Source organism: Butyricimonas hominis, from assembly GCF_014287455.1.
GTDB classification, from domain to species: domain Bacteria; phylum Bacteroidota; class Bacteroidia; order Bacteroidales; family Marinifilaceae; genus Butyricimonas; species Butyricimonas muris.
Map to the genome: position 1 here is coordinate 144,852 of NZ_JACOOH010000002.1, position 24,750 is coordinate 169,601.

The following is a 24,750-nucleotide window of genomic DNA, read 5'->3' on the forward strand; positions in this document are numbered from 1 at the left end:
TCTCCCATTTACCGATACTTTTCAGTTCAGTATTAAGTTTTTTAATGATTCGTTTATCGTGTCATTTCAGATTGATATCAAGATACAGAAATGACATTTACATCCTCTATTCCTTTAGTTTAACAATTATATTATTCTTTTCCAGTTCAAACCTCACGTGTGTCGTTAATTCTATAATATTACAAATTTCTTTGATGCTGCTGTATTTAGGTACGCTTCCCTCGAAATGATACTGTTTTGCCGCTTCATCCTTGAATGTTACTTGTACATCGTACCATCTGGATAATTTTTTCATGATGTTTTCCAGACATTCGCTGTCAAAGTAGAAACGGTCGTTCATCCACGTGGTGTAATAGTGTGGGTCTACTTTCTTTATGGATATTTTCCCGTCTTTCAGAACTGCCTGCTCGCCCGGGATTAATATTTGGCGTTTGTCCCCGTGTAATATTTCGATTTTTCCTTTTGCCAGTGTCGTGTGAGAATAATTGTCATCATTGTAGGCCATCACGTTAAAAGCTGTTCCCAGTACTTTGACGGAGTAATCTTTTGTTGTCACGATAAACGGTTTTTCTTTATTATCGGTCACGATAAAGAAAGCCTCGCCTTCCAAATGTACTTCCCGAACGGAATCTGAAAAGATAACGGGATACTTCAATGAGGAAAAGGAGTTTAGCCATACTTGGGTTCCGTCGCAGAGAGTGATGTTATATTCTCCTTTAAGAGGAACTACAAGTGTGTTATAGATTTCTATCGTGTTACTTGTTGTTTGCGGGGTATAGACAATTCCTTCGTCTTTCGCGGATAGTATCCGGGTTCCGTTGATCTCTGTCAACGAGAGTGTATCCTCGGAAAGGACGAGTGAACTACCATCTGATGTATATAGAATAGCTTTTTTATCACCCGGTAATATTTTTGCCAAAGTTTGTTCTGTCCGCGGGGGAGTGTGATGAGGATTATCCAGCAAGAGATAAAGTCCGCATGCTAAAATAGGTAACATGAATATGGCAGCATATTTTACTATTCGTATTTTATGCTTTCGGCGGATGGCAATTTGAAGTTTATCCTTCATCTGCGTCCAATATCCGGGATGTTGTAGTTTTTTCATTTCAACCCAATCCCGGATGATTTGTTCGTCTATATTTTCTTGCTCGTTTGGCATGGTTCTGTGATATTGTTTATAATAATAACAAATATGACGCAGAATCTACCTAGTCATTTTTCCAACTTTTTTTCACTTTCTCTTGAATTTAACATTTCGAAGAAGGAAAAGTAATACTAAAAGGTGTTTTCGTAAATGTTTAAAGGCGGTTGTCATGTGCGCCTTCACGGTGTGATAAGAGATTTCCAACTGTGTGGCGACATCTTCATAGCGTTGACCTTGTAAATATACCCGCTTGAATATCTCTTTGCATTTGGCAGGTAAAGATTCAATGGCAGTATCCAGTCGTTCCAGTTGTTGCATGTGGGCGATTTCTTCCTGTACATCTTTATCCGGGATAAATTCTTGAGCGGGAGAGAGGGGAACCATTCTCTTTTTCGAGAAGTTTATGTAATTTAATGAAGCGTTTTTCACACAAGTAAATAAAAATGAAGGAGTCGCATACTTCAGGCGTTTACTTTCGAACAAGTGCAGGAATACATCTTGAACAATGTCTTCCGCCGGTTCTTGTGCTCCGATTAGCTTTCTGGAATAAAGAACCAGATGACTAAAATAACGATTGAAAAGTTGTTCCAGTAATATGACTTGATCCTTTTCCATTTGTTTTTTATGTGATATATTCCTGACAAAATTATAATTTCTTCTTTAATGAACAATAAATTTCATTTACTATATATTGGCGATCTTGTGTGAAATACGAAGGATAATTCGATTTACAGGGATATAATCCCCATTTATGGGGATGGGAGCCCGTGCTTTTACCCGATTTTGAGGATGTTATAGCTTCGGATACTTTTGTACTTTTGATGTCGTGAAATATTACAAATAATTCTATAAACAGATGAATAAACTTGGTGGAGAGTCGAATATTTCCAATATTTGTGATAAAAATACTACTATGAATTCACGTTTATTTTCTGCTGAAATGAAACTGGCAGATGTTATTCATGCCGATTATTCGCTCTTGTTGCTTTTGCATCGTTTCGGGTTGAATCTGGGGTTCGGGGACAAGACCGTAAAGGAGTGTTGTGAGGCGAATCATGTATCTTGCCCTCTGTTTCTGATGATCTGTAACGTGTACAGCAATGAAGCGTATTTGCCCATGGATAAGGAAATCGAGCGTATTGGGCCGGATGTAGACCAGTTGATTGCTTACTTGAAAAATTCTCATGATTATTATCTCAATAGCCGGATGTTCGTGATAGAGGAACAGTTGAAGGAGATTTCCGAGAATTGCGAGGAACATCATAAAAAGATACTTCATCTTTTTTTCAATGAGTACAAGAATGAGGTTATCCGACATTTCGCCTACGAGGAGGACACGGTTTTCCCCTATATTTCCGGTATCGTGCACGGGAGTCGTTCGGGAAATTACGAGATCGAGGAATTCAAGGAGAATCACAGTAATATAGATGATAAACTGAATGACTTGAAAAATATTATAATGAAGTATTTACAAGGAGATGCGCTGTCGGAAATGCGTATTCGGGTGCTGTTCGGTATATTTTCATTAGAAGAGGATTTAAGCAAACATTCTTTAATCGAGGATAAAATTCTAATCCCGTTAGTCAAGAAATTAGAACAACAGTATGGCAGGCAATAATAAATGTTATCGGATTGTTATTATTGAGCCGTCAATGATCATATCGACCGGTTTGCGGAAGTTAATAGAGATTAGGCATGGTTTTGAGGTTGTTGCATCACTTGCCGATTGCTATCATTGCGTGGAGAAAATAAATCATCTCGAACCGGATATTATTATTATTAATCCTTCGACAGTGGAGCCGAAAAGGCGACAACACTTGGAAGAGTTGTTCGAGGGAATGAGAAATGCGGCTTTAGTAGCTTTGGTATATCAATATATAGAACCGGAAGTGTTGAAACAATATCACACGGTGATCGACATCTCGGATGATTCGGAGAAGATAGCACAAAAGTTGTTGCAATCGCTGGATGCGCTGAATGCCCCGTCTGATGCGGCAGATAAAAATGAACTTTCCGAGCGGGAGAAAGAAATATTGGTGTCATTGGCAAAAGGGAAAATCAATAAGGAGATTGCCGACCAGCATCATATATCCGTGCACACGGTCATCACGCACCGGAAAAATATCATCCGGAAAACCGGGATTAAGTCCGTATCGGGACTTACGGTGTATGCTATTTTGAATAATCTCATCGATATTAATGAGGTGGAATGATTTTTTGTCGAAAATATACCTAATGTAGGGGATTGTGGGGAAAGAGTAAAATCGAGATCTTTGTAATGTTAATAATATGATTTTTCTTTTCAACGTAAGCCATTGAAAAAATTTTGCCAAAAAACTCTCGTCATACAGACGAGAGTTTTTTAATTTCATGTTTAGAGGTTCTGACAATCGGAATATTCGCTTTTTTCACAATCTTTGTTTTAAATCTGGGAAACTTTACATCGTATTGCTCCATTTTATCAAAATGTCATGAAGGAAGGAGTTGCTTTATGATGAGCGAAGAAGATCGGAAAGCTGTTGTGGCTTACTTTATACCCGTAAGCTGTCGGATTCGTGAAGGCGATAGAGAAGTTGATTAAATAATTACACGAACATTTTAATAAAAAGCAAGAAAGAAAGTATCATTAAGTAGCGATAAATAGCCATATTTTATATATTTGTATGTTACAAATAAACTACTGACATGAAAATAAAATCTTTTTTCCTGTTTTTCTTGTGCTTTTTTCTCGTAATGGCTTGTTCCGATAAAGAATTAGCTCCCGGTTTTGCCATAGAGAATAGCGGTGACATCGTGATTAATGCCGGAGTCGGTTCGACAACGGTCTTTTCTTTTACTAGCGCACGTGAATGGAAGGCTTCTTGTTCTGCTGATTGGCTTTCTGTATCTCCTCTTTCGGGGGAAAGCGGGAAAGCCTCGCTTACGGTTACCACGAAGAGTGAAAATTCGACTACTGTCGAGCGTTCTGCCACTCTTGTATTGACTTCCGGCACCGTGCAGAAGGAAATCACGTTGACGCAAGAGGCGGGAGAAGTTGGGTTTATCGAACCGGATTTGTCAGAATACAGAATACCGGTCGAAGGGCGAGTGCTGGAAATAGGATTCTCCACGAATATGGGAGAGGATGAATTTGCTATATATTCTTCAAAAGTGGATTGGTTGAACCAGAATGAAGGCGGGCGGTCTGTTTCCGAATACGGGATGAGGATAAACGTTTTGGCTAACCCAGATGAGGACTCTAGATCTGCTGAATTTACTTTTGTCAGAAAGGTTGATTCTAAACAATTGGCAACAATCAAGGTTGTCCAAGCCGGGAAATCGACGCCTATTGATTATAAGACAGACCAGAGTGTCCGTGTTTTGCAGACAGCAAGTAAGGGGAACGGTATCCCTGTCATCATCATGGGGGATGGATTTACACAGCAAGAGATCGACGATGAGTACTATGCTGATGTCATGGATAAAGCGTGCGAGAATCTATTCTCGGAAGAACCGATTAAGTCACTCCGCGATTATTTCGATGTGTATGCCGTGACAGCAGTTTCGAAGAGTAATGATTTCACGAGTGGTAATAACACCATTTTTAAATGCAAATTGGCAGGTGGTGGGAGTACCGCAATCGAGGGAAATGATAACATCGTTCAAACGTACGCGCAATGCGTGCAAAATATTAATTATAACGATGCATTGGTTGTCGTGATACTGAATACTGAAGTTCATGCCGGAACTACTTTTTGGTATATGGATTCGCATACGGGCAAGGGAATAAACTTTGCTATCGCTTATTGTCCGGTTATCAAGGGAGTGGAAAGTGAAAACTTCCGGCAAGTGCTTACGCACGAGGCTGTCGGGCATGGCTTTGCCAAATTGGGTGATGAATATTCATACGAGGAAAATCCGATCATTCCTGCCGAGGTGATTAAGGAGGTGCAAACACTCCAACGTGACGGATGGGTGCAAAATGTTAGTTTGAAAAATAACCCGGTAGAGGTTCCTTGGTCTACTTTCCTGACTGACAGTCGTTATGTATCGGAAGAATTGGACGTGCTAGAGGGTGCTTACACCTATATGAAGGGTATTTATCGCCCAACTTATGAAAGTATGATGAACAGCAACACGACCGGATTCAATGCCCCAAGTCGCAAAGAGATATACGACCGGGTAATGGAGAATGGTGAAAATATAACACCTACTTACGAGAACTTTGTGACATTTGATACACAGCATAAACCACAACGAATACGCGAGTTTATTCGTGTCCGTGCGGTTGCGGAAAAACCGTTTGCACGCCCGCGGTTAGTTAAGAGAACTTTGAGTTTTTAGTTTTCCTGCATCAACCGTGCGCCCCTGTAAGCGATGGCGTATAAGATGAAGGTTAGGGCGATGAGTGTGGCGATAAACCATTGCCAACCGAAGTTGTCGAGGACGATGCCGGTGGCTGATCCCCATACGCTGGAACCCATGTAATAGAAGAGAAGGTATATGGATATGGTGACAGAGCGTTTTTGTAGATTGTAGTCGCTCACGACACGGTTACAAATGACATGCACCACGAAGAAATTGAACGTGAAAATAGCTAACCCCAGAGTGACGATCCAGAAATTGTTCACGTACAACAACAGGAGTGCCGCCACGGACGATAATACGATGGTTTTCTGTATCTTGAAATGGTTGTATCGTGCGGTGAGTTTTGCGGTAGCGATAGAACCGAATACCCCGAAAATATACATGAAGTAAATGTAGTGAATCAAGTAATCCGGAAAATTGAAAGGCTCTTTCACGAGGTAGAAACCTAGATAATTGTACAGGCTCACGAATATTCCCAGCATAAGTGATCCAATCAGATAGAACGGGAGTAATTTGGCTGAAGTGAGCAAATGCAAATTAGAAATGATGAGTGATTTGAAGTTCTCTTTCTTCGGCTTGAAATTAATGGAACGGGGACTGAAAATCAAAAACAAGATTGCGAAGACGGCACATAACACTCCGATGGAAGCGGATGCTGTCCGCCACGAGAATTCCGTGCTGAGATACGAGGAAATCACGCGTCCGCCCATTCCCCCGAGTGCGTTTCCGGCGATGTATAACCCGGTGATTTTACCTTTGTTCTTGGGTAATACTTCTTCCGATATGTATGCCAGCGATACGGATGTCGCTCCCGATAGCAAAAAGCCTTTTAAGGCACTGAGCGCCACGAGCAAGAAAAAGGAATTTGAATACGAACAGATTACCGAGGCGACAGAAGAGGACAATAGTGCCGCACTGATTAAATTTTTTCTTGGGATACTGTCCGCCACGAACATGGCGGTAAATAGTCCGATGACCATACCTAAGGTTGAAAACGAAATAGCCAGACTGCTATAACTTGCCGATAGGTTGAACTCGTGTGCAAGATCGGGCAATAACGGTTGAAAATAATACAACTGTGCAAAACAAGAGAATCCCGACAAGAAGACACATATCGAGATGATATTGTCTTTCGTGCTTTTCCCGGATGTGCTTATTTCTTGACAATTATCCATTTCATAGTCCTTAAATTCCGGTGCAAAAGTAAGCAATCCGCGAACAGGTTGTCCTGTTATTTTGTTTTTTTTCGATAGAAACCTTCTGCTTCTGTTTTTCGTTAGAAGGGATAGTAGGAACATAATGTTAAACAGATAAATAGGAAAGATTATGAGAGGAAAGATTTTGATGGTAACCCTATGGATTGCCTCGTTATTTGTTTTTGCCGCTTGTCATGACGACGATGATGATGATAAGAGTTACAAGCCGGGAAAGAGTGTTGTGGAAGCTTTTACGGCGAAGTTCCCGAACGCGACAGCCGTGTCATGGGAGAAAAACGGTGTGTATGAGAAAGCTGAATTCCGTGAGGCGGGGCAGGAATGTGAGGCTTGGTTCGGTAAAGACGGCGAATGGGTGATGACGGAGAAAGATATGCTGTACGCTAATCTGCCGGAAAAGGTAAAAACCGGATTTACCGGAAGTATATACGGCTCTTGGAAAGTTGAGGATGTGGAGTACGTGGATCGGGTGAATACATCTCCCGTGTATCGTCTGGAGATAGAAAATGCTAGTCAAGAGATGTATCTTTATTTTGATGAAGAGGGTGAATTGATAAAACAAGCGGAGGAAAATGCGGTAGATTTACCGGCAACAGTCAGTAGTTTTATCACGCAAAATTATCCGAAAGCATTGGTTGTCCATGATGAACGTTGGCAAGACGGAATCTTGGAAGTGGATATCCTTGATGAAAATCAAGTAAAAGAAGTTCTGTTCGCTCGCGATAATAGCTGGATCAAAACTTCATGGCCTGTACTGGAGGCAAATGTGCCGCAAGTGGTATTGGATGTGCTGAAAGGTGAAGCGTATAATACTTTTTCGATAGACAATATACACTTTATCCAGTATGCTTCCGGTGATAACGTGTATCATTTCCTGCTAAAGAAAGAACATTCAATGGATATATCCGTGGAGATTTATCCCGATGGTAGTATTCGATTAGATTAAGATATTTGTTTTCTAGTGAACTGTTTTAGATTGATAAAGAGTATCCAAAAATAACTTTTCGGATACTCTTTTCATTAAATGCTATTCCACGTATAACACCAATCCTTTCAAATACTCCCCTTCCGGGTGATAAATGCTGATCGGGTGATCGGCTGGTTGTGTCAATTGATGTAATATTTTGACTTTGCGTCCGGTGTTTGCCGCCGCAGTGAACACGGTTTGGCGGAACAGGTCTTTCGTCATTACTTGAGAACAAGAGAAGGTGAAGATGATACCACCCGGTTTCACGACTTCGATACCTTTGCGGTTGAGTTTTTTGTAACCCTGTATGGCATTGTCAAGTACGTTTTGGTGTTTGGCGAATGCCGGGGGGTCAAGGATAATGAGGTCGTATTTGTCGTGGGATTGATTCAAAAATTTGAAAGCGTCTTCCACGAATGCCTCGTGGCGGGAATCACCGGGAAAGTTCAGTTCCACGTTTTGGTTGGTCAGTTCAATAGCTCTTGCCGAGGCGTCAACCGAATGCACGAGTTTTGCTCCGCCTCGCATGGCGTAGAAAGAGAAACCACCCGTGTAACAGAACATGTTGAGTACGTTTTTTCCTTGAGAGTATTGTTCCAAAAGGCTTCGGTTTTCCCGTTGGTCAATAAAGAAACCCGTTTTTTGGCCTTCGAGCCAGTCCACGTTGAATTTCAGTCCGTTTTCGGTGGCGATAAAGTTATCAGTGTGTCCGTACAAGTAGCCGTTTTCTGGGTTCAGTCCTGCCTTGTAGGGGAGAGTTCCTTCCGATTTGTCATATATGGCGGTGATTTTGTCGCCCATGACTTCGAGAAGGGCTTTCGTGATCTCTTCTCTTGCCTTGTACATGCCCACGGAGTGGAATTGTACCACGGCTACCCCGGCATAATAGTCCACGATAAGCCCGGAAAGATCATCTCCTTCACCATGTACCAAACGAAAAACGTTATTATTCGATGCCGTTGCCAGACCGATGGCAACGCGGGTGTGGTATGCTTGACGGATGCGTTCTACCCAAAAAGGATAATCAATCGTTTCTTCTTTGAAACTGAGCACACGCACGGCAATACTCCCGATCTGGTAGTGCCCGACGGCAAGAAATTCATTGTCGTGGTTATATACTTTCACGACATCTCCCTCTTGGATGTCATTGTCTTTTTTGGCGATGGCACCCGAGAATACCCACGGGTGAAGTCTGTACAAGGATCTCTCTTTACCGGCTTTTAGTACTATTTTGCTCATAATATATTATGTCGCCGTGCGACGTTACAGGTTACAAGTTGGCAGGTTACAAGTTTATACCGTGAACTTGCCGTTGCAAAAGTAGATAAAAAAGCGGTAAAAAAATACCGGGAACGTTTTTTCGACAGTTCCCGGCTCTAATTTTTTTCTACACGTTCAGGAGTTCCTTGGCTTTGTCCAGAATGGTAGTGTCATCTAAGACTACAATTCCCCCGTCCGGTCCTTGCTCCACGTGAATTCCGGCACTAGAACCTCCGTTGTCATAATTATCGGCTCCGAAGTAGTTACGCACTGTGTCAGTACTGATGCCCAAATCGTCTGCAATAGTTTGCATACTTCCGTGGGGTAACATGTCTTTGATCTTCCTTAACTCGTTAAAAGTAATAGTATAAGTCATAGCGTAGTAATTTTAGAGGTTTTACCTGCAATAAATTTAGAACATTATTTTGAAAAAAACAAATATAGGATTGATTATGGCGTTTTTTGTAACGGGTATGTCTTGTTGTATCGTTTTGAATATGAGTGTGATATTTTTGATATTTAGATGCAATTTATTTTATAAATAAATTTATTTCTGCCGAGTGCCTACTTTTTTGTACCTTCGCGGATAAATAGACTTAAAACATGATACCTATGGGATTTCAGGATTTGAATATAAATAAGCAGATTTTAATGGCGTTGGAAGAGGCTGGTTTCGAGAACCCGACCCCTATTCAGGAAGAGGTTTTTTCTGTCAGTCGTTCCGGGAAAGACCTTATCGGTATAGCACAGACGGGTACGGGAAAGACGCTGGCTTATCTGATCCCGATGTTGATGAAATTGCATTATGCGCAAGGGTTGGTGCCGAGAGCATTGGTGGTTGTGCCTACGCGGGAGTTGGTCGTGCAAGTGTGCGAGAGTGTTGAATTGTTGACGGAATATATGGATATCCGTTGCGTGGGCGTGTATGGTGGTACGAATATAAGGACTCAACAAGATAAGGTGTTCGAGGGGGTAGATTTATTGGTCGCCACACCCGGTCGTTTTATGGATATATATTATAATGGTATCATCCGGACGAAAATGATTAAAACGGTCGTGGTGGATGAGGCCGACCGGTTAATGGATTTGGGGTTCCTGCCGCAATTAAAGGGTATATTCGAAGTATTACCGGAGAAGCATCAAACGATGTTGTTTTCGGCTACATTCTCGGAAGCGGTAGAAAGTCTATCCCGTGATTTCTTGAAAGAACCGGTGCGGGTGGAAGTTGCACGTCAAGCAACCCCGGTGGAACACGTGGAGCAATTCCGGTATGACGTGCCGAATATCACGACGAAAATCAATTTGTTGAAAGTATTGCTTGCGGATAAGGAGAGATACAAGAAAGTGATGATATTTACCGAGACAAAGAAGAATGCCGACCGGATCGTGGAACGCTTGGCGGATCATTGGAAAGGAGAGTTGAGCGTGATACACTCGAACAAGGCACAGAATACCCGGTTGAACGCTTTACGTGCTTTTAAAGAAGGGGAAGCTCGTATTCTCGTGGCTTCAGACGTGGCGGCACGCGGCATTGACGTGCAGGACGTGACTCATGTAATAAACTTTGATATCCCTTCTTTGGCGGAGGAATACGTGCATCGTATCGGGCGTACGGCTCGTGCGGGAAAAGAGGGAGTGGCAATCAGTTTCGTGTCCGAGATAGAGGAAGACCGCTTCACGGATATCGAGCGGTTGATTAATCAAAGCGTGGAGGTGTTGGATTTGCCGGAGAAGTTGGAAATATCCCAGTTGTTGCTGGAAGAGGAACAGGTGCAGACAAGTAATATCGTTTACCAGCAGGGACGACAACAAGGGGGAGGTGCTTTCCACCAGAAGAAAGCCAAAAATAGTTACACGGCGGAAGATAATCGACGAAACGTGATGCGGAAGCGAAACGCGAAGAAAAAAAAGAAATAATAAAAAAGACCAAGATTTCCTTGGTCTTTTTTATTATTTTTCCCAAATTTGCTTCGATGAAAGATAAGAGCGTCATATTAGTAAGTAAACTTTTCTTAAATATTAAGAAGCGCGACACCTTTGTTTGTTGAAGGTGGGGTCTTTCGTGTCCTCACATTTATTATTTCCTTATTTAACATGATGACCTTTTAAGGTTGTTTGATTGGAAAATCATATTATAATTATTTATATCATTAACTATTTAAAGTTTAAAGATTATGGAATTACCTTTTGCAGAATCTTGGAAGATTAAGATGGTTGAACCCATCCGTAAAAGCACTCGTGAAGAGAGAGAACAATGGATTAAAGAGGCTCACTACAACGTGTTTCAATTACGTTCGGAGCAAGTGTATATAGACTTGATTACGGACTCCGGAACCGGTTCCATGAGTGACCGCCAATGGGCAGGAATGATGTTGGGTGATGAAAGTTATGCTGGGGCATCTTCTTTCTTCAAGTTGAAGGATATGATTACCCGTTTGACCGGATTCGATTATATTATCCCGACTCACCAAGGACGCGCTGCCGAGAACGTGCTTTTCTCTTATTTAGTAAAAGAAGGCGATATCGTTCCCGGTAACTCTCACTTCGATACCACGAAGGGGCACATCGAGGGACGTAAGGCTATCGCTTGGGACGTGACTATCGACGAGGCAAAGGATACCCAATTGGAGATTCCGTTTAAAGGAAACTTGGATCCGGTGAAATTGGAGAAAGTGTTGGCAGAACATGCTGACAAGATTCCGTTTATTATCGTGACAGTTACGAACAACACGGCAGGAGGACAGCCTGTTTCCATGAAAAATATCAAGGAAGTGCGTGCTATCGCCGATAAATATGGCAAACGCGTGTTGTTCGATTCGGCTCGTTTCGCTGAGAACGCTTATTTTATCAAGACTCGTGAAGAGGGTTATCAAAATAAGACGATCAAAGAGATCGTGAAAGAGATGTTCGATAACGCTGACGGTATGACCATGAGCGCGAAGAAAGATGCTATTGTGAACATGGGAGGTTTCATCGCTACCCGCCACCAAGACTGGTTCGAGGGAGCTAAGGGCTTCTGCGTGCAGTTCGAGGGGTACTTGACTTATGGTGGTATGAACGGTCGCGATATGAACGCTCTGGCTATCGGTTTGGATGAAAATACAGAGTTCGATAATCTTGAAACTCGTATCAAACAAGTGGAATACTTGGCAAAACGTCTGGATGAATTTGGTATTCCTTACCAACGTCCCGCCGGAGGTCACGCTTTGTTTATCGATGCGCCGAAAGTATTGACTCATGTACCGAAAGAAGAATTCCCGGCTCAGACGTTGACGGTGGAATTGTACTTGGAGGCTGGTATTCGCGGTTGCGAAATCGGTTATATCTTGGCTGACCGTGATCCGGTAACTCGTGAAAACCGTTTCGGAGGTTTGGATCTTTTGCGTCTGGCTATCCCGAGAAGAGTGTACACGAACAATCATATGGACGTGATAGCCGTTGCCTTGAAAAATGTATTTGATCGTCGTGAGCGGATTACTCGTGGTTTCCAAATTACTTGGGAAGCACCGCTAATGCGTCACTTTACCGTTCAATTAGAGCGTGCTAAATAATAAAAAGGGGCGAAAGCCCCTTTTTGTTTATAAGGTTTGTAAAGTTATTCCTTCGGAATTTAAAGTTCATAAAGTTAGCTTGTTGAAGCTTTGGGTGTTTACTTGTACTTTATGAACTTTATAACTTTATGGACCTTATAAACTTTTCAAACATGCCAATGCGGCGTCATAGTTAGGTTCGTGTGTGATTTCCGGTACGAGTTCTTCATAAACGATTTTCCCGTTTTCGTCAATAACGACAACCGAGCGAGCCAATAGACCTGCTAATGGGCCGTCAATCATTTCCACCCCGTATTTCTCCCCGAATTTATGATCCCTGAATGCAGATAGAGGAATTACTTTATCAATTCCTTCCGTCGTGCAGAAACGTGCGTGAGCGAAAGGGAGGTCTTTAGATATAGCAAGTACCACCGTATTTTTCATCTCTGCAGCTAATTTATTGAAAGTACGCACGGATGTAGCGCATACGCTTGTATCAAGACTCGGGAAAATATTCAGGACAACACGTGTTCCTTTTTGGTCGGTTAATGTCAATTCGGACAAATCCGTTTTTACTAACGAGAAATCCGGAGCCATGGAACCTACTGAAGGTAAGTTACCTTTCGTGTTTATACTGTTACCAGCAAGTGTTACTTTTGCCATAGTGTTTAAAATTTAAATGTTTGACTTAATATGTATCTTCAAATGTATAATTTTAATTCTTGTTTCGCAAAAAGAAATTTTACAATTTGTTCTACGGGTTATTCCTTAAAAAAGTTTGCGAAAAGAGATGAAGAATGAAAATATATTTCTCTATAGGAACTTGACCTAAAAATAGAGTAAAGAGTTACGTTTAAAATATGTTCTTAATAAAAAAACAACTTACTGTAAATAAGTAAGTTGTTTTGAATGTGGTGATCCGGAAGGGATTCTCCAACTCGAATCAAGTATCTTTGTTATAATGATTTACAATTCCTTGTAAAAGCAAATCCACCGATTTTTGTAAGAACTAATTTATTCGTTTTTACAGCAACTTGCGTTGCTAAAAATCTTGATAACAAAGATAAGGAATTTTATTGTTAAATCAAAAAGAGTTCAATCGTTGTATTTGAAATTTACTTATATTTTGGGGATGAGATAATGAAGTAAACTGAACTCTGTACTCTCCTGCTAAAAGATAAACTAATATATGAATTGATTAATAGGGCACAATTATCAACTAAACAATAATATTATATTTTCCTTTTTTATCTATCGATTAATTTATAAGTTTGTAACTCACTTAAGTTAATATTAGATATGAATAGCCTAACTGCAATTCAAGAAAAGCATACAGCAAGTGCTCAAGCTATAGCATTTGATTACCAATTCTATTATTTTATGTGTTTGGCATTAGACCTGAGACATGGAGATAAAGTAGGTTTCGAAGTTAAAGATGATGTACATATTGATCTAAAGGACGGTACTACAATTCTATTCCAGGCAAAACATACCGTGTCGACCAAAGCAGATGGAACACTTGAAAATTTAACAACATTAGATGTTGACTTGTGGAAAACACTAAATATTTGGGTTGATATGATAAAAGCAGATGAATCTATTTTACAAGATCATTGTTTTTATCTGGTAACAAACAAAGGAGAAGGTAATAATGAATTTATTGAATCACATATTCTTTTCAAAACAAACAGTGACATTGATAAAATAATTGATTTATTAAAAGAACTCAAAAATAAAACACAAAATAACGAGGTAAAGTCTTGCATTAAGAATATTTTGTCAATTAGGAGGAAAAAGATGAAACTATTCTTTTCGAGACTCTCTATTGAAACAAATATTGATGACATTATTGATAGAATAAAGTTTAAGATATACGAACACTGTCGTCAAAAAGATTTGATTGATGCAATCTTTGAATCACTATCATCGAATATGAATGTGGCTAAATATCTTGATACAAAGGATAGAAAAAAGTTTGAAATTACCTTTGAGGATTTCAATAATAGGTTTGGAAAATGCTTTCGAGTAGCCTTTGAAAAGAAGCCATTGCCTAAAAGAACCTATCCAATAAATTTACCTGATAATTTGGAGGAACAAACATTCGTAAAACAATTACTTGATATAGGAGAAATAACTTCGGGAGATCCCTTAATTATTGAATATACTACGCAAATGCTTCAAGCAATGAATCATTTAGCCGATTGGACAGAAAAGAATCTTATTCTCCCAACTGAAATGGATGAATTTCAGAAAGAGGCTATTCTTAAATGGCGAAATGAATTTCAGGCTAAATATCGGCAAATAAGGCGGCAAGTCAATTCTGGAAGTTCTATTGAGGATTTAGAAATGGATATTCAAAATTTGGGACTTCAACTGATAGACTTTTTGAGAAAAGAAAACCTTGCCATTGCTGAAGATGCTTTGGGGATAGAATTAAGTAATGGGCATTATTATGCATTATCCGACAAGCCTGAAATAGGTTGGCATTATGATTGGGAACAAAAATACAAGCTAGTATGAAAGAAATTTATTACACATATAATAATGAAGCTATTGCAAGCTGTCTATTTTTAGAGCTTTTACAAAAAGTGAAAACAATTGACACTGCTCGTTCTTGTTTGATACTTCCTTTTCTACTAGATGATAAAACAGTGAAGTATTTCCAAAAATTATCGGATGAAGAAAATATTAGCTTAGAATACATAGCTAAAGAGCAACCAAGATTATTTACATCGTTCAATAAAAGATATTTATCATTATTGCCAGTTACAATAAACTCTTTACTCCTACTAAATAAAAATAATCAGATAAGAATTTCATCATCTGGAATTTATACTAAAAGCGAATTCCTATATGAAGAAATAGACATGGGTAATAGGTTTAACGAGATTAAAAAGGCTTTACCTATTTTTATACGAATGATTGAGCGATATTCAACAGTCCAACTTTATCGAATTTTAAAAATACAATTATGAAGTTTATTATACATGAAGTTAAACTTTGGTTTAAAGGCAAAAATAACCTTTCCAAGAGTTACGAGTTATTTCCTAATAAAATTAATGTAGTTACGGGTGATGCCACAACTGGCAAAACAAGTTTCTGGAGTATTATTGACTATTGCTTAATGTCTGGTAAAACTAATATTGCCAATACTATTAATGAAAAAGTATCATGGTATGGTATCCGATTTACTATAAACGAAAAGGAAATTTCAATCGCAAGAAAAGCAACGCAAAAAGATGCAGCTTCGTCCGAAGTTTGTTTCAACTACGGAGCTTTGCCTAGCAAACCACAGGAAAACATTCAAATAGCAGAAATAAAATCTATACTGGATACAGAGTTCGGTATAACTGACAATCTAAGATTTCCTTACGGGAAAGATTTAGGGAAAACATCTTTTAATTTGTCTTATAGACATTTTCTGTTATTTAGTTCTTTGACAGAGGATATTATCGGAACATCCAAAACATACTTTGATACGACGTTCTATGGCAAAGAAGAATACGATAAAGCCTTGAAGCATATCTTCGATATGGTAATTGGAGTTAACGATATGGAGAATACTAAAGCCAAAGAAAGAATTAAGCAAATTGAAGGCGAAATAAAGCGAATGCAGTCCCTTGAAACTCAAAAGGGACGGGCAGAAAAGAAATTTAAAAGTGATATTTTCTTTCTCATAGAAAAACTGAAAGAAAAGGGATTTGTTGATTATTCATTAGTAATAGAATCTCTGGAAGAGGCAAATTTTATTATTAATGAAGTTATTGCAAACACCAAAAAGACAGCTAATAATTTACAACTTTTTACGGAAATCGACAGTTTAAATAAGCGCAGGATGGATATAAAAGCTCAACTGTTGGCAATTGATAAGTACAGGAAAGAGTATGATGCATACAAAAGGGGATTGAATAAAAGTGCTGATAGTCTAAAACCTATAGAATTTTTAAATAAGAATTTATCAGACCAACTTTTAGAATCATACGAAACAAAAATTTTCATTGATTCTTTGGAAGCTTCTTTGAAAACAATTCAAGATAATCTTTCAAAGAAAGCAGTTGAACCATTACGAGTAACGGGAGATGCAAAAGGATTACAGGAAGAATTGAACAAAGTTGAAAATAGAATCAATCAATTAAATCAAATACAAAAAAATTATCTTTCAGAAGGTGAAAAATTTATTATCATAGGAGAGGTGAAAAACGCTTATGAACAAATATTGAAAAGAGATAAAATTAAACCTATCGATACTGTTCGATTGAATCAACTAAATGAAGAAAAATCCAATCTGGAAAATAATCTTAAAAATATTGAGCAGATTAAATTTACAATGAAAAATTCGCTGAATCAATGTATTCAGCGAAATTATAATCAATTGAGTTCTTTACCTGCGTATAAAAATAGCCAAACGCAGTTCAATGATTCAGAAATGATTTTGCAATTAGTACCAAAAGGGCAATTATTTCCCCTTGAAAATGTAGGAAGTAAATCAAACTATATGTTTATGCATCTTTGTTTCTATTTAGGGTTACATGAACATATGATTGATGTAGGTCAAATACATGTTCCTCAATTTTTATTTATTGACCAACCGAGTATTCCTTATTATACAGGTACTAGTAATGAAAATATAGGCAATGATGATAAAACGAAGTTACTTGATGCTTTTTCACTGCTTAATTCATTTATCAGTTATATCACAACTGAGAAAAAAAACTATTTTCAAATATTTATGGTAGAACATGCTCCTAAGGAATATTGGACTGAAAACAATTTAGTCAACTTTTATACAGTGGATGAATTTACCAATGGAAAAGGATTAATCCCAAGTGATATTTATAATGAGTAATATGCAGAACTTAATTTTAGGCGAACTTGACAAACTTGTTGTTCATTATGTTGGCAATAAAACAAATGGCGATGGTGTTCGATTTTCCAATGTTCTGACACAGTTCGAGAATATAGGAGGATATATCAAGCAATTAATAAGTAGTAATTTTAAATTAGATGAATTGTATTGTTTTTACTTCTTACCAAAATTGGAACTAAATCCGATGTTTCAGTTTATTAATTCAATTTTTGAAGATAAGAATACATTAGTAGAACAATCACAAAATAGTGCCAGATATCTTTATGACAAAAGCATCCATCCGCAAGTAAAAGGTGGAGAATTGTGTTTTTCATACTTCAAAAACTGCGAATTAAATGGTGAAGTTGTCGATTGTATTGGCATATTCAAATCTGAAAACAAGGAAACGGTATTGAAGATTTCTACTTTAACCGAAGGATTTGAATTGAAAGACGAAAAAGGAATAAACGTTAATAAAATAGATAAAGGTTGTCTGGTTTTTAATACGAAGAAAGAAAATGGATATATTGTTTCTTTAGTGGACAATACAAATAAAGTAATAGAAACACAATATTGGAAAGATGAATTTCTGAAGATACAACCCATAAATGACGAATACCATCAGACAAAAGAGTTTCTGAACATAGCCAAAAATTTTGTAACAAAAGGACTCTCAGATAATTTCGAAATCAGCAAAGCTGATAAGATAAACTTATTAAATAGATCTGTCGAATATTTCAAAAAACGTGATACATTTGATAAAAACGAATTTGAACAAGAAGTATTTCAGAATAATAATTTGATAGATTCTTTTAGAAAGTTTGATGAAACTTTCCGAAAAGACAATGAAATAGATTTATCCGATGGTTTTAACATTTCGTCTCAAGCAGTAAAAAAACAAGCACGTGTATTCAAGAGTGTTCTAAAACTAGATAAAAATTTTGATATTTATATACATGGTAATAGAGATTTAATTGAACGAGGGGTCGAAAAGGATGGTCGTAAATATTACAAGATTTATTATCAAGAAGAAAACTAAAAAATCCTGATTTGAAGCGGTATCAAATCAGGATTTTCTCAGGACTGTCAAGTAAAATTTGAACTAATATAGATTTAAACTAAAACTTTCGTTTCAAATTATCCATTTCAATTTGCTTTTCTTGTGTTTTTCGTTCTAAACATTGAATTTCTTCCCATTTTCTTGCCAGTCTTTCATTGTGCTTTTCTTTCTCGATAACTTTTCTTCTTAACGCATTAAATTCACCTTTATCATTACAGACACTATCCAATTTTAATAGAGAATCATTATTGGAATTCCTAAGATGTAAGAAACGATACTTTATATCATTCACTTCACTACGTAATAAATCGTCTTTCCAAATAATATTACACGAGAGAGAAATAGAAAACAAAATAGCTAGTCCGACAGAAACGAATATGCTAGAATAAAATCGTTTTATGAACTTCCGTTGAGACTCTTCACAAGAATGTATTATATCTTTTTCATGTTCCATTTCAGAAACCGCTCGAAGTAATGAATCCATTTGTTTACTTGTGACATAGAATGCTTTTAATATGCAATCTGTCCGTTCTGTTAAAACATTTGTTTCTTCATTTATGCTTTTAGTCAATCGCTCAATTTGTTGGGATATACTTTCAATTTGATCCGAGAGATCAAGACTTTGAGATTCCTTTATTTTTTCCTGTAATGTCTTGAATTTTTGGTCTAGTGTGGACGATAATTCTTTATTTATTAATTCTTGAATATCTTCTATTTCGATTTTCATAAGAGTTTTCGTTTAAATTTATAATTTCATTTTTCTTCTCCGTTGCCTTATGTTTTCGGGTGTGTTTTCTTCCTCTTCTTCGTCTTCCTCTTCTTCACTTGGAAACTTATGCTTTATTGCATTGTTAGGTACGGGGGTATGCCCAAGATTATCAATCAAGTTAGCAAGGATTGTGTCAGAGTTGGAATGTCCCGATAGCTTTGTTATAGTTTTTGGTTGCTGTTCTTGGGATTTTCCTCTTGTATTTTTCTCCAAACAACGGGAAATCTTACTAAAACAGAGTTGCCGATCAATTTCGGAACCTTTAAAAGAATACTCACCTCGTTTAAAGCTGACGCCTTGAATTTCTTTCGTGTTCCCTTTATACTTGAAAAGTATTTCTATATTTCCCGGAGCCAGATAATCCTTTAATTCTTGCCAAGACTGACAGCGTGCTATTCCACCTTTAATGATTTCTCGCATCTCATATTTGCTTCTTAGGGGTTCACGTAAACGATAGGTCTTCACGTTTTCTTTCCCTTTCGGCATGTATAAACCGTATTTTCGTGTCAATTCTTTGCAGACAGATAAATTTCTCACGAAATCTCCGTTGTCAGGTAAGGTGCGCCCCGAGTTTGATACCCGGTTATACACGATATGACAATGAGGATGCTCCCGATCTTGATGTCTGACGATGATGTACTGCGTGTCCGTGATACCCATGTCCTGTAAATATTCTTGAGCGATTTCAATCATCAGTTCATCCGTGAATCTCTCTTTATCCCGGGGAGAAAAACTCAAAGATATATGTCCGACCTTGATCTTCAATCTCGGGTTCATTTTAGCTTGAAGGTAAAAACTATTATTTATATCCATATTTGATTCTGTTAATACTCCCTCGCTGTATAACAAGCGAGCATCTTCTTTTCCTAACACGTATTTTATCAATCCGCTGAAACTTTTACCCTTTGTTATTTTTCCAATCATCTGACAAATGATTTATTAAATGGATAATTATTTTCTTTAGCTCTAAAAGTTCTGGTACAATAAACAGAATACCGCCCGTGTTAGCAAGTTTTGTTAATTGGTTCAGATTATTGGATTGCCCCGATAGCTTTCTTAAAATATCCATCTCCTCGGGTGATATTCTTGGTACAATTTGTCCCTGCTTCAATAGCTGGTACAGGTAATCACTTAAAGAGAGATTACAGTTTTCAGCTTCTCTCTTTATTGTCAAATATTCAAGTAACGTGAGACGGGTGCTGATAACTTTGATTCGAAGTCTTGACCTTTTTTCTGGTGGTCTTCCTCCTTTATTTTTTACTTCCATTTATAGTTAAATTTGTGACCAACGGGAACCTTTTGTGCCTGCAAAAGAGATAATTTAAACGTTTTTGTCTACAAAAACATAAACTTGCTACCTTAACTTATTGCAAAATATGAGCTCTCGTTGAATCTGATTATTTAATTAATATTATCTACCGCGAAAGGGAAAATATACTCAATCTCTTCACTGTAACTTCAAAGAAGAACTTTAATTATTAGTACTTCATTTTTCCCCTTTCGTAAAAGTATGTTGGAGAAATTAGATTGATTCAATTATACACATAAGACTTACTGGGAAATACACATACATTAATACTATCATAATATAATGTTGTAGCCAAACTTACCTTAATCAAGTACCCGATAAATACCACGGATGGTACCTAATACGGATCAATATCAGGTACCCAAAAAGTCCCTAAAATGATCCCTAATTTGTGCCTATTTTTGGTTCTTGATCAATCTCCTATTAAGTCCCTAAAAGATCCCTTTATTGGTATCTATATCAAGACTTGTAAATACTACATACATATATGAAAATGATGTCTTGTCATATGTATGTATTTATATTTCATACAATTATATTGCATTTCAATTTATATTTGCCAGGTATTAATAAATATATCACGTATGGAAATTATCACGTTTGATAAAGAGGCTTACGACAGACTTGTGGAGACATTAAAAACATTCAATGAAATAGCTAATTCATTGTGTTTGCAGTATGGTTTATTAGATGAACCAGCATGGATTGATTCCCAAGAGGTATGTCAAAGATTAAGAATTAGCAAACGAACTTTGCAGACTTACAGGAATCAAGGAATAATCCCGTTTTCTGTTATTCGAGGCAAAGCTTATTACAAGATTGAAGATGTTCGAGAAGTTATGGACAATGGCTATACACGAAAGGGGAAAAATATTAAACGTTAATTACAAGATTATGGAATTAGTCGATAAAAATTCGGAATTATTTACTGGTTTGATTTTTCCACTTGAAGGGAAAATGAAATTACTTGCCACGATCAAAGGAAATAAAAGTCAATGGCTAAATGGTAATGAAGTTTGCCATCGACTAAAAATCAGCACTCGGACGTTACAGTCATATCGGGATGAGTTTATTTTACCTTATTCCTGTATTCGTGGCAAGTTCTATTATAATGAAAAAGATATTGAAGAATTATTACAGAAGAATTACTCGACTCCACGAAAATAACCTTGTCAAATCGTTATTTCAGATAATTTCTCTTCTAGCCTTTCATAGAAATAACTTTTCCAATCGATATACTCGAAGAATTTTTCTATTCTTAAAAGGAAATACATGTATTTTTTTAACGCCTCCCGTAATGGTGCTACCTCATCCTTGGGACAATTTTCACTTGATATATAATTCAAACAAGCGGACAGTATGACTTCCTCGTAATTGCGGTTTTGTTCCAAAAGTTTGAACAAACGGCTCATACATCCCACGTCATCTTTTAAAACATCTTCCAAGTTTGGATAGTGCATGAACTCGGTTTTACTTTCCTGTATCTGCCGAGTGATTTCCCGATAGAAATCTTTCTCGCTATTAATGTCATTCTGGTATATTCTCATATCCTGTATTTTATTGTAAAAGCCGGAAGGATGAACCGGGGCGTAACAAGTAAACTTTTTGATATATAATTGTCTACACGGGTTTGCCAAATTTTTCCTTAGCAATTTTATCTCGTTTATTGTTCGCCCGGCTCATCACTCCCGGTTTATCTTATTTCACGATCACCGTGAACACCGAATCTTTAACAATGGTTCGTCCCTCGTTGGATACCCGTATGCCGATCACGTAACGTCCGGGAGGAACCGTGTGGTTCCACGGTAACTCGATCACGCCTTTTCGTACCATCCGGAATTGATTCGCCGCCGTGGGGTTCCCGTCAGTCGTTTGAACACTGGCGATCTCGTACCTGATCGGGGCGGTTCCCTGTACTCCCTCTAACGGGACGGTTTGCCACGGGATTTCTCCATTGATTTGTTCCTCGTCTTCCTCCGCGTCCAAGACAGCCTTTACTTCCAGCGTGTCGGGGGTGTAGGAGAGGTTATCGGTAAAGAGATAACCCACCGTGATCTTGTCACAACCTAGCGTGGCAAGCAGGAAGAAGAGCGGGATCAATAGTATGTATCTGTTTTTCATGGTTATATAGTTTAAAGTTCTGATAGTTGATAAGTTGTTGCTAAAGAATGTACAATACCGTTGGTCGTTTCGATATTGGACGAGGCGATCAAAGCGATATGACCGAAGGTGAGAGAGTGAACGTACAAGGCTTCGGGGCCTATATCGGGAATTCCCATGTACTCGCCTTTAGCCCTGTAGATTCTCAGGTCGTTCCCGGCTAGATTCTTGGTTTCTGTCCCCCCGGTTAAAGTCCCCTTGACCTCGAAATCAAAGTCCGTGCTTTTCTTCTTTCCCTTGATGACGTGGGAAAGGATTATCTGTTTGCAGAGTTCGACGGGTATATCGTTAATGGAGTTATACAGCATCTCGTAATTGTCATCCACGGTCTTGAACAAGAATTGCATGATAGACATGTTCGTGGGGCCGAAGAAAGTAATTTCATCGTTCTCGGGGTCAGTACCGTCAAACAGGGATTGTAGACCCGCCCTTTCTATGATCAAGATGGTGGAATCCCAATTCTCGTGATCGGTCTTCATGTATTCCCACGTGGTGCAGTCGTGCTTTCCATCGGCTAATCCCGTGTCGTGAAAATAATCATCGCCACACCCGGTGAAGATACCAGCCAGGATCGTGATCGTAAGTAGTATGTATTTTTTCATAATATCATGGTTTAAGTGGTTAATAAGCGTACCCGTTTCTCGTCCAGTAAGGAGTCTGCTTCATGAGCGTGTTGTTGTCAAACGCAGCGACACTCACGGGAATGTACAACGCCCCGTCTGTCACGTCTTGATCGGTGAGGGTCTTGTATTTCCCCCGGAGTTTTTCCCGGAATGTACCGTTCCTGACGATATCGAAATACCGGAGGTTGGGCGTTTCCAAGAAGAGTTCTTTCTCCCTTTCGAGCGCGATGACTTCTTTCAAATCTCCTTCTTCTGCCGAATAAACATGGGCCTTTGCCCGGTTCCGGATCGTGTTCAAGTCCGAGATCGCACCGTTCTGATCACCGGTGTTTGCCCTCAGTTCCGCGCGAAGCAGGATGATATCAGCTAAACGAATCAAGATTTCGTTGTCCTCGTAAGTTTTTATCTGTCCTACTTGAGAACCATCCGTGTACGTCACCACTCCCCTCCACTTTTGGATATATGCCGCCCCCTGGGTGATAGATGTCGCTTCCTTCGCCATCAAGTCCAACTCGTAAAAGTATTCACTTCTTCTCTCGTCGTTTAAATCGGGGAATAAAGCCATTGCCGTGGCGTTATTCATTCTTAACAAGGATCTTCGAGTGGACGGGGTTGTTAAGGGAACAACGGGGTATTTTTGAAAAGCTGCCGCCGCGTATGATCCGGCAGGTTTTAAATCATTGTCTGATGTGTTTTGATAATCTAGTTCAAAGATACCTTCTGCACTATTTCCACGAATGACTTTATCACAAATATCTTTCGCGTTACCTGCTAGTTGATAGGATTGATCCCCGATAACAGAATCACAAGCAGCCAGGGCAAGTTGGTTCAATTCCGGTTCCTTGTTCAGGGAAGCTTTCCAGGCGTACACGTGAGCCAAGATTGCCCAGGCGGAACCCTTGGATGGAATCTGTTTGCTCGTGATTGATGTACCATCCTCGTTTGTCAAGTTAGCCGCCACGGGGAGTAACTTTGCCGCCTCTTTTAAATCCTCGATAATAAAATCTGCCACGTCTTGCCACCTGCTTCTAGCTTTCTCTCCCGTGTCCACGGATGCTTTGATCAAGGGAACGTCCCCCCATGTTTTTATTAAATACAAGTACGTGTACGCTCGAACACAAAGAGCTTGCCCCAGGTAGAAACTGTAACGACTTTTTTCCAAGTTCGCCCTGTCAATATTATCTATAATCAAGTTGCAGTTTGCAATAAGCCTGTATAAACCTACCCAATTCAATTCTCCATCAGTATTTTTCCATGTTGGAGTACCGTTCGAGATACGAGCCCATACCGCGTTCATGTAGTCGAAAGGAAGTCCCCTGTCCCGGTAAAACAAAACGATGTTGCCGAAAGTATTTCTGAAACTCACGTGCATCCCGTAAATCGCGGATTCAACGTCTTGTCCCGTTTTCCAGAAATTCCCGTTTGTCACGGAATTTTCCGGTTCCTCGTTCAAGAAGTCCTCGCACCCGGTAAACAGGAATAACGGAAGCAAGAAGAGAATATATTTTATCTTTTTCATGT

25 protein-coding genes are annotated in these 24,750 nt (G+C 38.7%); 12 read left to right on the plus strand and 13 right to left on the minus strand.

What is annotated here, in order from left to right:
* Positions 1 to 106 precede the first annotated feature (106 nt).
* Both H8S64_RS04110 and H8S64_RS04115 read right to left on the minus strand, forming a co-directional pair.
* Entirely contained in the window at positions 107 to 1,159 is a 1,053-nt protein-coding gene (locus tag H8S64_RS04110) for a FecR family protein (RefSeq protein WP_186975091.1), read from the minus strand.
* 72 nt (positions 1,160 to 1,231) lie between these two features.
* On the minus strand, positions 1,232 to 1,759 hold the full coding sequence (locus tag H8S64_RS04115; protein ID WP_186975092.1) for a sigma-70 family RNA polymerase sigma factor: 528 nt from the start codon (positions 1,757 to 1,759) through the stop codon (positions 1,232 to 1,234).
* A 298-nt stretch (positions 1,760 to 2,057) separates the two neighbouring features.
* On the opposite strand from H8S64_RS04115, the gene H8S64_RS04120 reads away from it, so the two are divergent.
* The 3 genes from H8S64_RS04120 to H8S64_RS04130 all read left to right on the plus strand — a co-directional run bounded on the left by H8S64_RS04120 (position 2,058) and on the right by H8S64_RS04130 (position 5,467).
* Entirely contained in the window at positions 2,058 to 2,762 is a 705-nt protein-coding gene (locus H8S64_RS04120) for a hemerythrin domain-containing protein (protein WP_255469425.1), read from the plus strand.
* Entirely contained in the window at positions 2,749 to 3,357 is a 609-nt protein-coding gene (locus tag H8S64_RS04125) for a response regulator transcription factor (RefSeq protein WP_186975094.1), read from the plus strand. Before H8S64_RS04120 ends, H8S64_RS04125 begins: the two co-directional genes overlap by 14 nt.
* Positions 3,358 to 3,829: 472 nt before the next feature.
* Entirely contained in the window at positions 3,830 to 5,467 is a 1,638-nt protein-coding gene (locus H8S64_RS04130; protein ID WP_186975095.1) for a M64 family metallopeptidase, read from the plus strand.
* On the opposite strand, the gene H8S64_RS04135 is transcribed toward H8S64_RS04130, so the two are convergent.
* Entirely contained in the window at positions 5,464 to 6,666 is a 1,203-nt protein-coding gene (locus H8S64_RS04135) for an MFS transporter (RefSeq protein ID WP_186975096.1), read from the minus strand. The genes H8S64_RS04130 and H8S64_RS04135 overlap by 4 nt on opposite strands.
* 151 nt (positions 6,667 to 6,817) lie before the next feature.
* Between H8S64_RS04135 and H8S64_RS04140 the strand changes: the two genes are divergently transcribed.
* Entirely contained in the window at positions 6,818 to 7,651 is an 834-nt protein-coding gene (locus tag H8S64_RS04140; protein ID WP_186975097.1) for a PepSY-like domain-containing protein, read from the plus strand.
* Positions 7,652 to 7,732: 81 nt separating this feature from the next.
* On the opposite strand, the gene H8S64_RS04145 is transcribed toward H8S64_RS04140, so the two are convergent.
* Both H8S64_RS04145 and H8S64_RS04150 read right to left on the minus strand, forming a co-directional pair.
* Positions 7,733 to 8,911, minus strand: a complete 1,179-nt coding sequence (locus tag H8S64_RS04145; RefSeq protein ID WP_186975098.1) for a class I SAM-dependent rRNA methyltransferase — start codon at positions 8,909 to 8,911, stop codon at positions 7,733 to 7,735.
* Between the two features lie 148 nt (positions 8,912 to 9,059).
* A complete protein-coding gene (locus H8S64_RS04150) occupies positions 9,060 to 9,308 on the minus strand; it encodes a DNA-binding protein (protein WP_099292078.1) in 249 nt (82 codons plus the stop codon).
* Positions 9,309 to 9,544: 236 nt separating this feature from the next.
* On the opposite strand from H8S64_RS04150, the gene H8S64_RS04155 reads away from it, so the two are divergent.
* On the plus strand, positions 9,545 to 10,849 hold the full coding sequence (locus tag H8S64_RS04155; RefSeq protein WP_186975099.1) for a DEAD/DEAH box helicase: 1,305 nt from the start codon (positions 9,545 to 9,547) through the stop codon (positions 10,847 to 10,849).
* 257 nt (positions 10,850 to 11,106) lie between these two features.
* Complete coding sequence (gene tnaA / locus H8S64_RS04160; protein ID WP_186975100.1) at positions 11,107 to 12,483, plus strand: tryptophanase TnaA; 1,377 nt, start codon at positions 11,107 to 11,109, stop codon at positions 12,481 to 12,483.
* Between the two features lie 135 nt (positions 12,484 to 12,618).
* On the opposite strand, the gene tpx is transcribed toward tnaA, so the two are convergent.
* A complete protein-coding gene (tpx, locus tag H8S64_RS04165) occupies positions 12,619 to 13,125 on the minus strand; it encodes a thiol peroxidase (protein ID WP_186975101.1) in 507 nt (168 codons plus the stop codon).
* Between the two features lie 636 nt (positions 13,126 to 13,761).
* Here tpx and H8S64_RS04170 point away from each other — a divergent pair.
* The 4 genes from H8S64_RS04170 to H8S64_RS04185 are packed head-to-tail and all read left to right on the plus strand — an operon-like array spanning position 13,762 to position 18,347.
* Positions 13,762 to 14,982 (plus strand): ABC-three component system protein, encoded by a 1,221-nt coding sequence (locus H8S64_RS04170; RefSeq protein ID WP_186975102.1) that lies wholly within the window; start codon positions 13,762 to 13,764, stop codon positions 14,980 to 14,982.
* Positions 14,979 to 15,437, plus strand: coding sequence for a three component ABC system middle component (locus H8S64_RS04175; RefSeq protein WP_186975103.1), 459 nt, complete (start codon positions 14,979 to 14,981; stop codon positions 15,435 to 15,437). Before H8S64_RS04170 ends, H8S64_RS04175 begins: the two co-directional genes overlap by 4 nt.
* Positions 15,434 to 17,308, plus strand: a complete 1,875-nt coding sequence (locus H8S64_RS04180; protein ID WP_186975104.1) for a DUF3732 domain-containing protein — start codon at positions 15,434 to 15,436, stop codon at positions 17,306 to 17,308. The genes H8S64_RS04175 and H8S64_RS04180 overlap by 4 nt, the downstream gene beginning before the upstream one ends.
* A 1-nt stretch (position 17,309) precedes the next feature.
* Positions 17,310 to 18,347, plus strand: a complete 1,038-nt coding sequence (locus tag H8S64_RS04185) for a nucleoid-associated protein (RefSeq protein ID WP_186975105.1) — start codon at positions 17,310 to 17,312, stop codon at positions 18,345 to 18,347.
* Positions 18,348 to 18,426: 79 nt separating this feature from the next.
* Here H8S64_RS04185 and H8S64_RS04190 read toward each other — a convergent pair whose 3' ends face one another.
* The 3 genes from H8S64_RS04190 to H8S64_RS04200 are packed head-to-tail and all read right to left on the minus strand — an operon-like array spanning position 18,427 to position 20,404.
* A complete protein-coding gene (locus H8S64_RS04190) occupies positions 18,427 to 19,095 on the minus strand; it encodes a hypothetical protein (RefSeq protein WP_186975106.1) in 669 nt (222 codons plus the stop codon).
* Between the two features lie 18 nt (positions 19,096 to 19,113).
* On the minus strand, positions 19,114 to 20,061 hold the full coding sequence (locus tag H8S64_RS04195; RefSeq protein ID WP_186975107.1) for a relaxase/mobilization nuclease domain-containing protein: 948 nt from the start codon (positions 20,059 to 20,061) through the stop codon (positions 19,114 to 19,116).
* The gene (locus H8S64_RS04200; RefSeq protein WP_186975108.1) at positions 20,036 to 20,404 is read right to left on the minus strand and encodes a plasmid mobilization protein; all 369 of its coding nucleotides are present in this window, start codon (positions 20,402 to 20,404) and stop codon (positions 20,036 to 20,038) included. Before H8S64_RS04200 ends, H8S64_RS04195 begins: the two co-directional genes overlap by 26 nt.
* Positions 20,405 to 21,030: 626 nt before the next feature.
* On the opposite strand from H8S64_RS04200, the gene H8S64_RS04205 reads away from it, so the two are divergent.
* Together H8S64_RS04205 and H8S64_RS04210 are read left to right on the plus strand one after the other, a co-directional pair.
* Positions 21,031 to 21,330, plus strand: coding sequence for a helix-turn-helix domain-containing protein (locus tag H8S64_RS04205; protein WP_186975109.1), 300 nt, complete (start codon positions 21,031 to 21,033; stop codon positions 21,328 to 21,330).
* A 10-nt stretch (positions 21,331 to 21,340) separates the two neighbouring features.
* The gene (locus H8S64_RS04210) at positions 21,341 to 21,613 is read left to right on the plus strand and encodes a helix-turn-helix domain-containing protein (protein WP_255469426.1); all 273 of its coding nucleotides are present in this window, start codon (positions 21,341 to 21,343) and stop codon (positions 21,611 to 21,613) included.
* A gap of 5 nt (positions 21,614 to 21,618) precedes the next feature.
* Here H8S64_RS04210 and H8S64_RS04215 read toward each other — a convergent pair whose 3' ends face one another.
* The 4 genes from H8S64_RS04215 to H8S64_RS04230 form a co-directional block, all read right to left on the minus strand.
* Positions 21,619 to 21,993 carry a hypothetical protein gene (locus H8S64_RS04215; RefSeq protein WP_186975110.1) on the minus strand — a complete coding sequence of 125 codons (375 nt, stop codon included), beginning with the start codon at positions 21,991 to 21,993 and terminating at the stop codon, positions 21,619 to 21,621.
* Between the two features lie 151 nt (positions 21,994 to 22,144).
* Positions 22,145 to 22,567 carry a hypothetical protein gene (locus tag H8S64_RS04220; protein WP_186975111.1) on the minus strand — a complete coding sequence of 141 codons (423 nt, stop codon included), beginning with the start codon at positions 22,565 to 22,567 and terminating at the stop codon, positions 22,145 to 22,147.
* A gap of 11 nt (positions 22,568 to 22,578) precedes the next feature.
* Complete coding sequence (locus H8S64_RS04225) at positions 22,579 to 23,208, minus strand: fasciclin domain-containing protein (protein WP_186975112.1); 630 nt, start codon at positions 23,206 to 23,208, stop codon at positions 22,579 to 22,581.
* A 19-nt stretch (positions 23,209 to 23,227) separates the two neighbouring features.
* Complete coding sequence (locus tag H8S64_RS04230; protein WP_186975113.1) at positions 23,228 to 24,748, minus strand: RagB/SusD family nutrient uptake outer membrane protein; 1,521 nt, start codon at positions 24,746 to 24,748, stop codon at positions 23,228 to 23,230.
* Positions 24,749 to 24,750 lie beyond the last annotated feature (2 nt).

Bases quoted from the DNA above. Each gene is read 5' to 3' on its own strand.
- H8S64_RS04180 (WP_186975104.1), top strand. From the start codon at position 15,434: ATGAAGTTTATTATACATGAAGTTAAACTTTGGTTTAAAGGCAAAAAT.
- tpx (WP_186975101.1), bottom strand. From the start codon at position 13,125: ATGGCAAAAGTAACACTTGCTGGTAACAGTATAAACACGAAAGGTAAC.
- H8S64_RS04120 (WP_255469425.1), top strand. From the start codon at position 2,058: ATGAATTCACGTTTATTTTCTGCTGAAATGAAACTGGCAGATGTTATT.
- H8S64_RS04190 (WP_186975106.1), bottom strand. From the start codon at position 19,095: ATGAAAATCGAAATAGAAGATATTCAAGAATTAATAAATAAAGAATTA.
- H8S64_RS04110 (WP_186975091.1), bottom strand. From the start codon at position 1,159: ATGCCAAACGAGCAAGAAAATATAGACGAACAAATCATCCGGGATTGG.
- H8S64_RS04185 (WP_186975105.1), top strand. From the start codon at position 17,310: ATGCAGAACTTAATTTTAGGCGAACTTGACAAACTTGTTGTTCATTAT.
- H8S64_RS04175 (WP_186975103.1), top strand. From the start codon at position 14,979: ATGAAAGAAATTTATTACACATATAATAATGAAGCTATTGCAAGCTGT.
- H8S64_RS04155 (WP_186975099.1), top strand. From the start codon at position 9,545: ATGGGATTTCAGGATTTGAATATAAATAAGCAGATTTTAATGGCGTTG.
- H8S64_RS04135 (WP_186975096.1), bottom strand. From the start codon at position 6,666: ATGGATAATTGTCAAGAAATAAGCACATCCGGGAAAAGCACGAAAGAC.
- H8S64_RS04205 (WP_186975109.1), top strand. From the start codon at position 21,031: ATGGAAATTATCACGTTTGATAAAGAGGCTTACGACAGACTTGTGGAG.
- H8S64_RS04145 (WP_186975098.1), bottom strand. From the start codon at position 8,911: ATGAGCAAAATAGTACTAAAAGCCGGTAAAGAGAGATCCTTGTACAGA.
- H8S64_RS04150 (WP_099292078.1), bottom strand. From the start codon at position 9,308: ATGACTTATACTATTACTTTTAACGAGTTAAGGAAGATCAAAGACATG.
- H8S64_RS04140 (WP_186975097.1), top strand. From the start codon at position 6,818: ATGAGAGGAAAGATTTTGATGGTAACCCTATGGATTGCCTCGTTATTT.
- H8S64_RS04225 (WP_186975112.1), bottom strand. From the start codon at position 23,208: ATGAAAAAATACATACTACTTACGATCACGATCCTGGCTGGTATCTTC.
- H8S64_RS04115 (WP_186975092.1), bottom strand. From the start codon at position 1,759: ATGGAAAAGGATCAAGTCATATTACTGGAACAACTTTTCAATCGTTAT.
- H8S64_RS04125 (WP_186975094.1), top strand. From the start codon at position 2,749: ATGGCAGGCAATAATAAATGTTATCGGATTGTTATTATTGAGCCGTCA.
- H8S64_RS04170 (WP_186975102.1), top strand. From the start codon at position 13,762: ATGAATAGCCTAACTGCAATTCAAGAAAAGCATACAGCAAGTGCTCAA.
- H8S64_RS04230 (WP_186975113.1), bottom strand. From the start codon at position 24,748: ATGAAAAAGATAAAATATATTCTCTTCTTGCTTCCGTTATTCCTGTTT.
- H8S64_RS04200 (WP_186975108.1), bottom strand. From the start codon at position 20,404: ATGGAAGTAAAAAATAAAGGAGGAAGACCACCAGAAAAAAGGTCAAGA.
- H8S64_RS04215 (WP_186975110.1), bottom strand. From the start codon at position 21,993: ATGAGAATATACCAGAATGACATTAATAGCGAGAAAGATTTCTATCGG.
- H8S64_RS04130 (WP_186975095.1), top strand. From the start codon at position 3,830: ATGAAAATAAAATCTTTTTTCCTGTTTTTCTTGTGCTTTTTTCTCGTA.
- H8S64_RS04220 (WP_186975111.1), bottom strand. From the start codon at position 22,567: ATGAAAAACAGATACATACTATTGATCCCGCTCTTCTTCCTGCTTGCC.
- H8S64_RS04210 (WP_255469426.1), top strand. From the start codon at position 21,341: ATGGAATTAGTCGATAAAAATTCGGAATTATTTACTGGTTTGATTTTT.
- H8S64_RS04195 (WP_186975107.1), bottom strand. From the start codon at position 20,061: ATGATTGGAAAAATAACAAAGGGTAAAAGTTTCAGCGGATTGATAAAA.
- tnaA (WP_186975100.1), top strand. From the start codon at position 11,107: ATGGAATTACCTTTTGCAGAATCTTGGAAGATTAAGATGGTTGAACCC.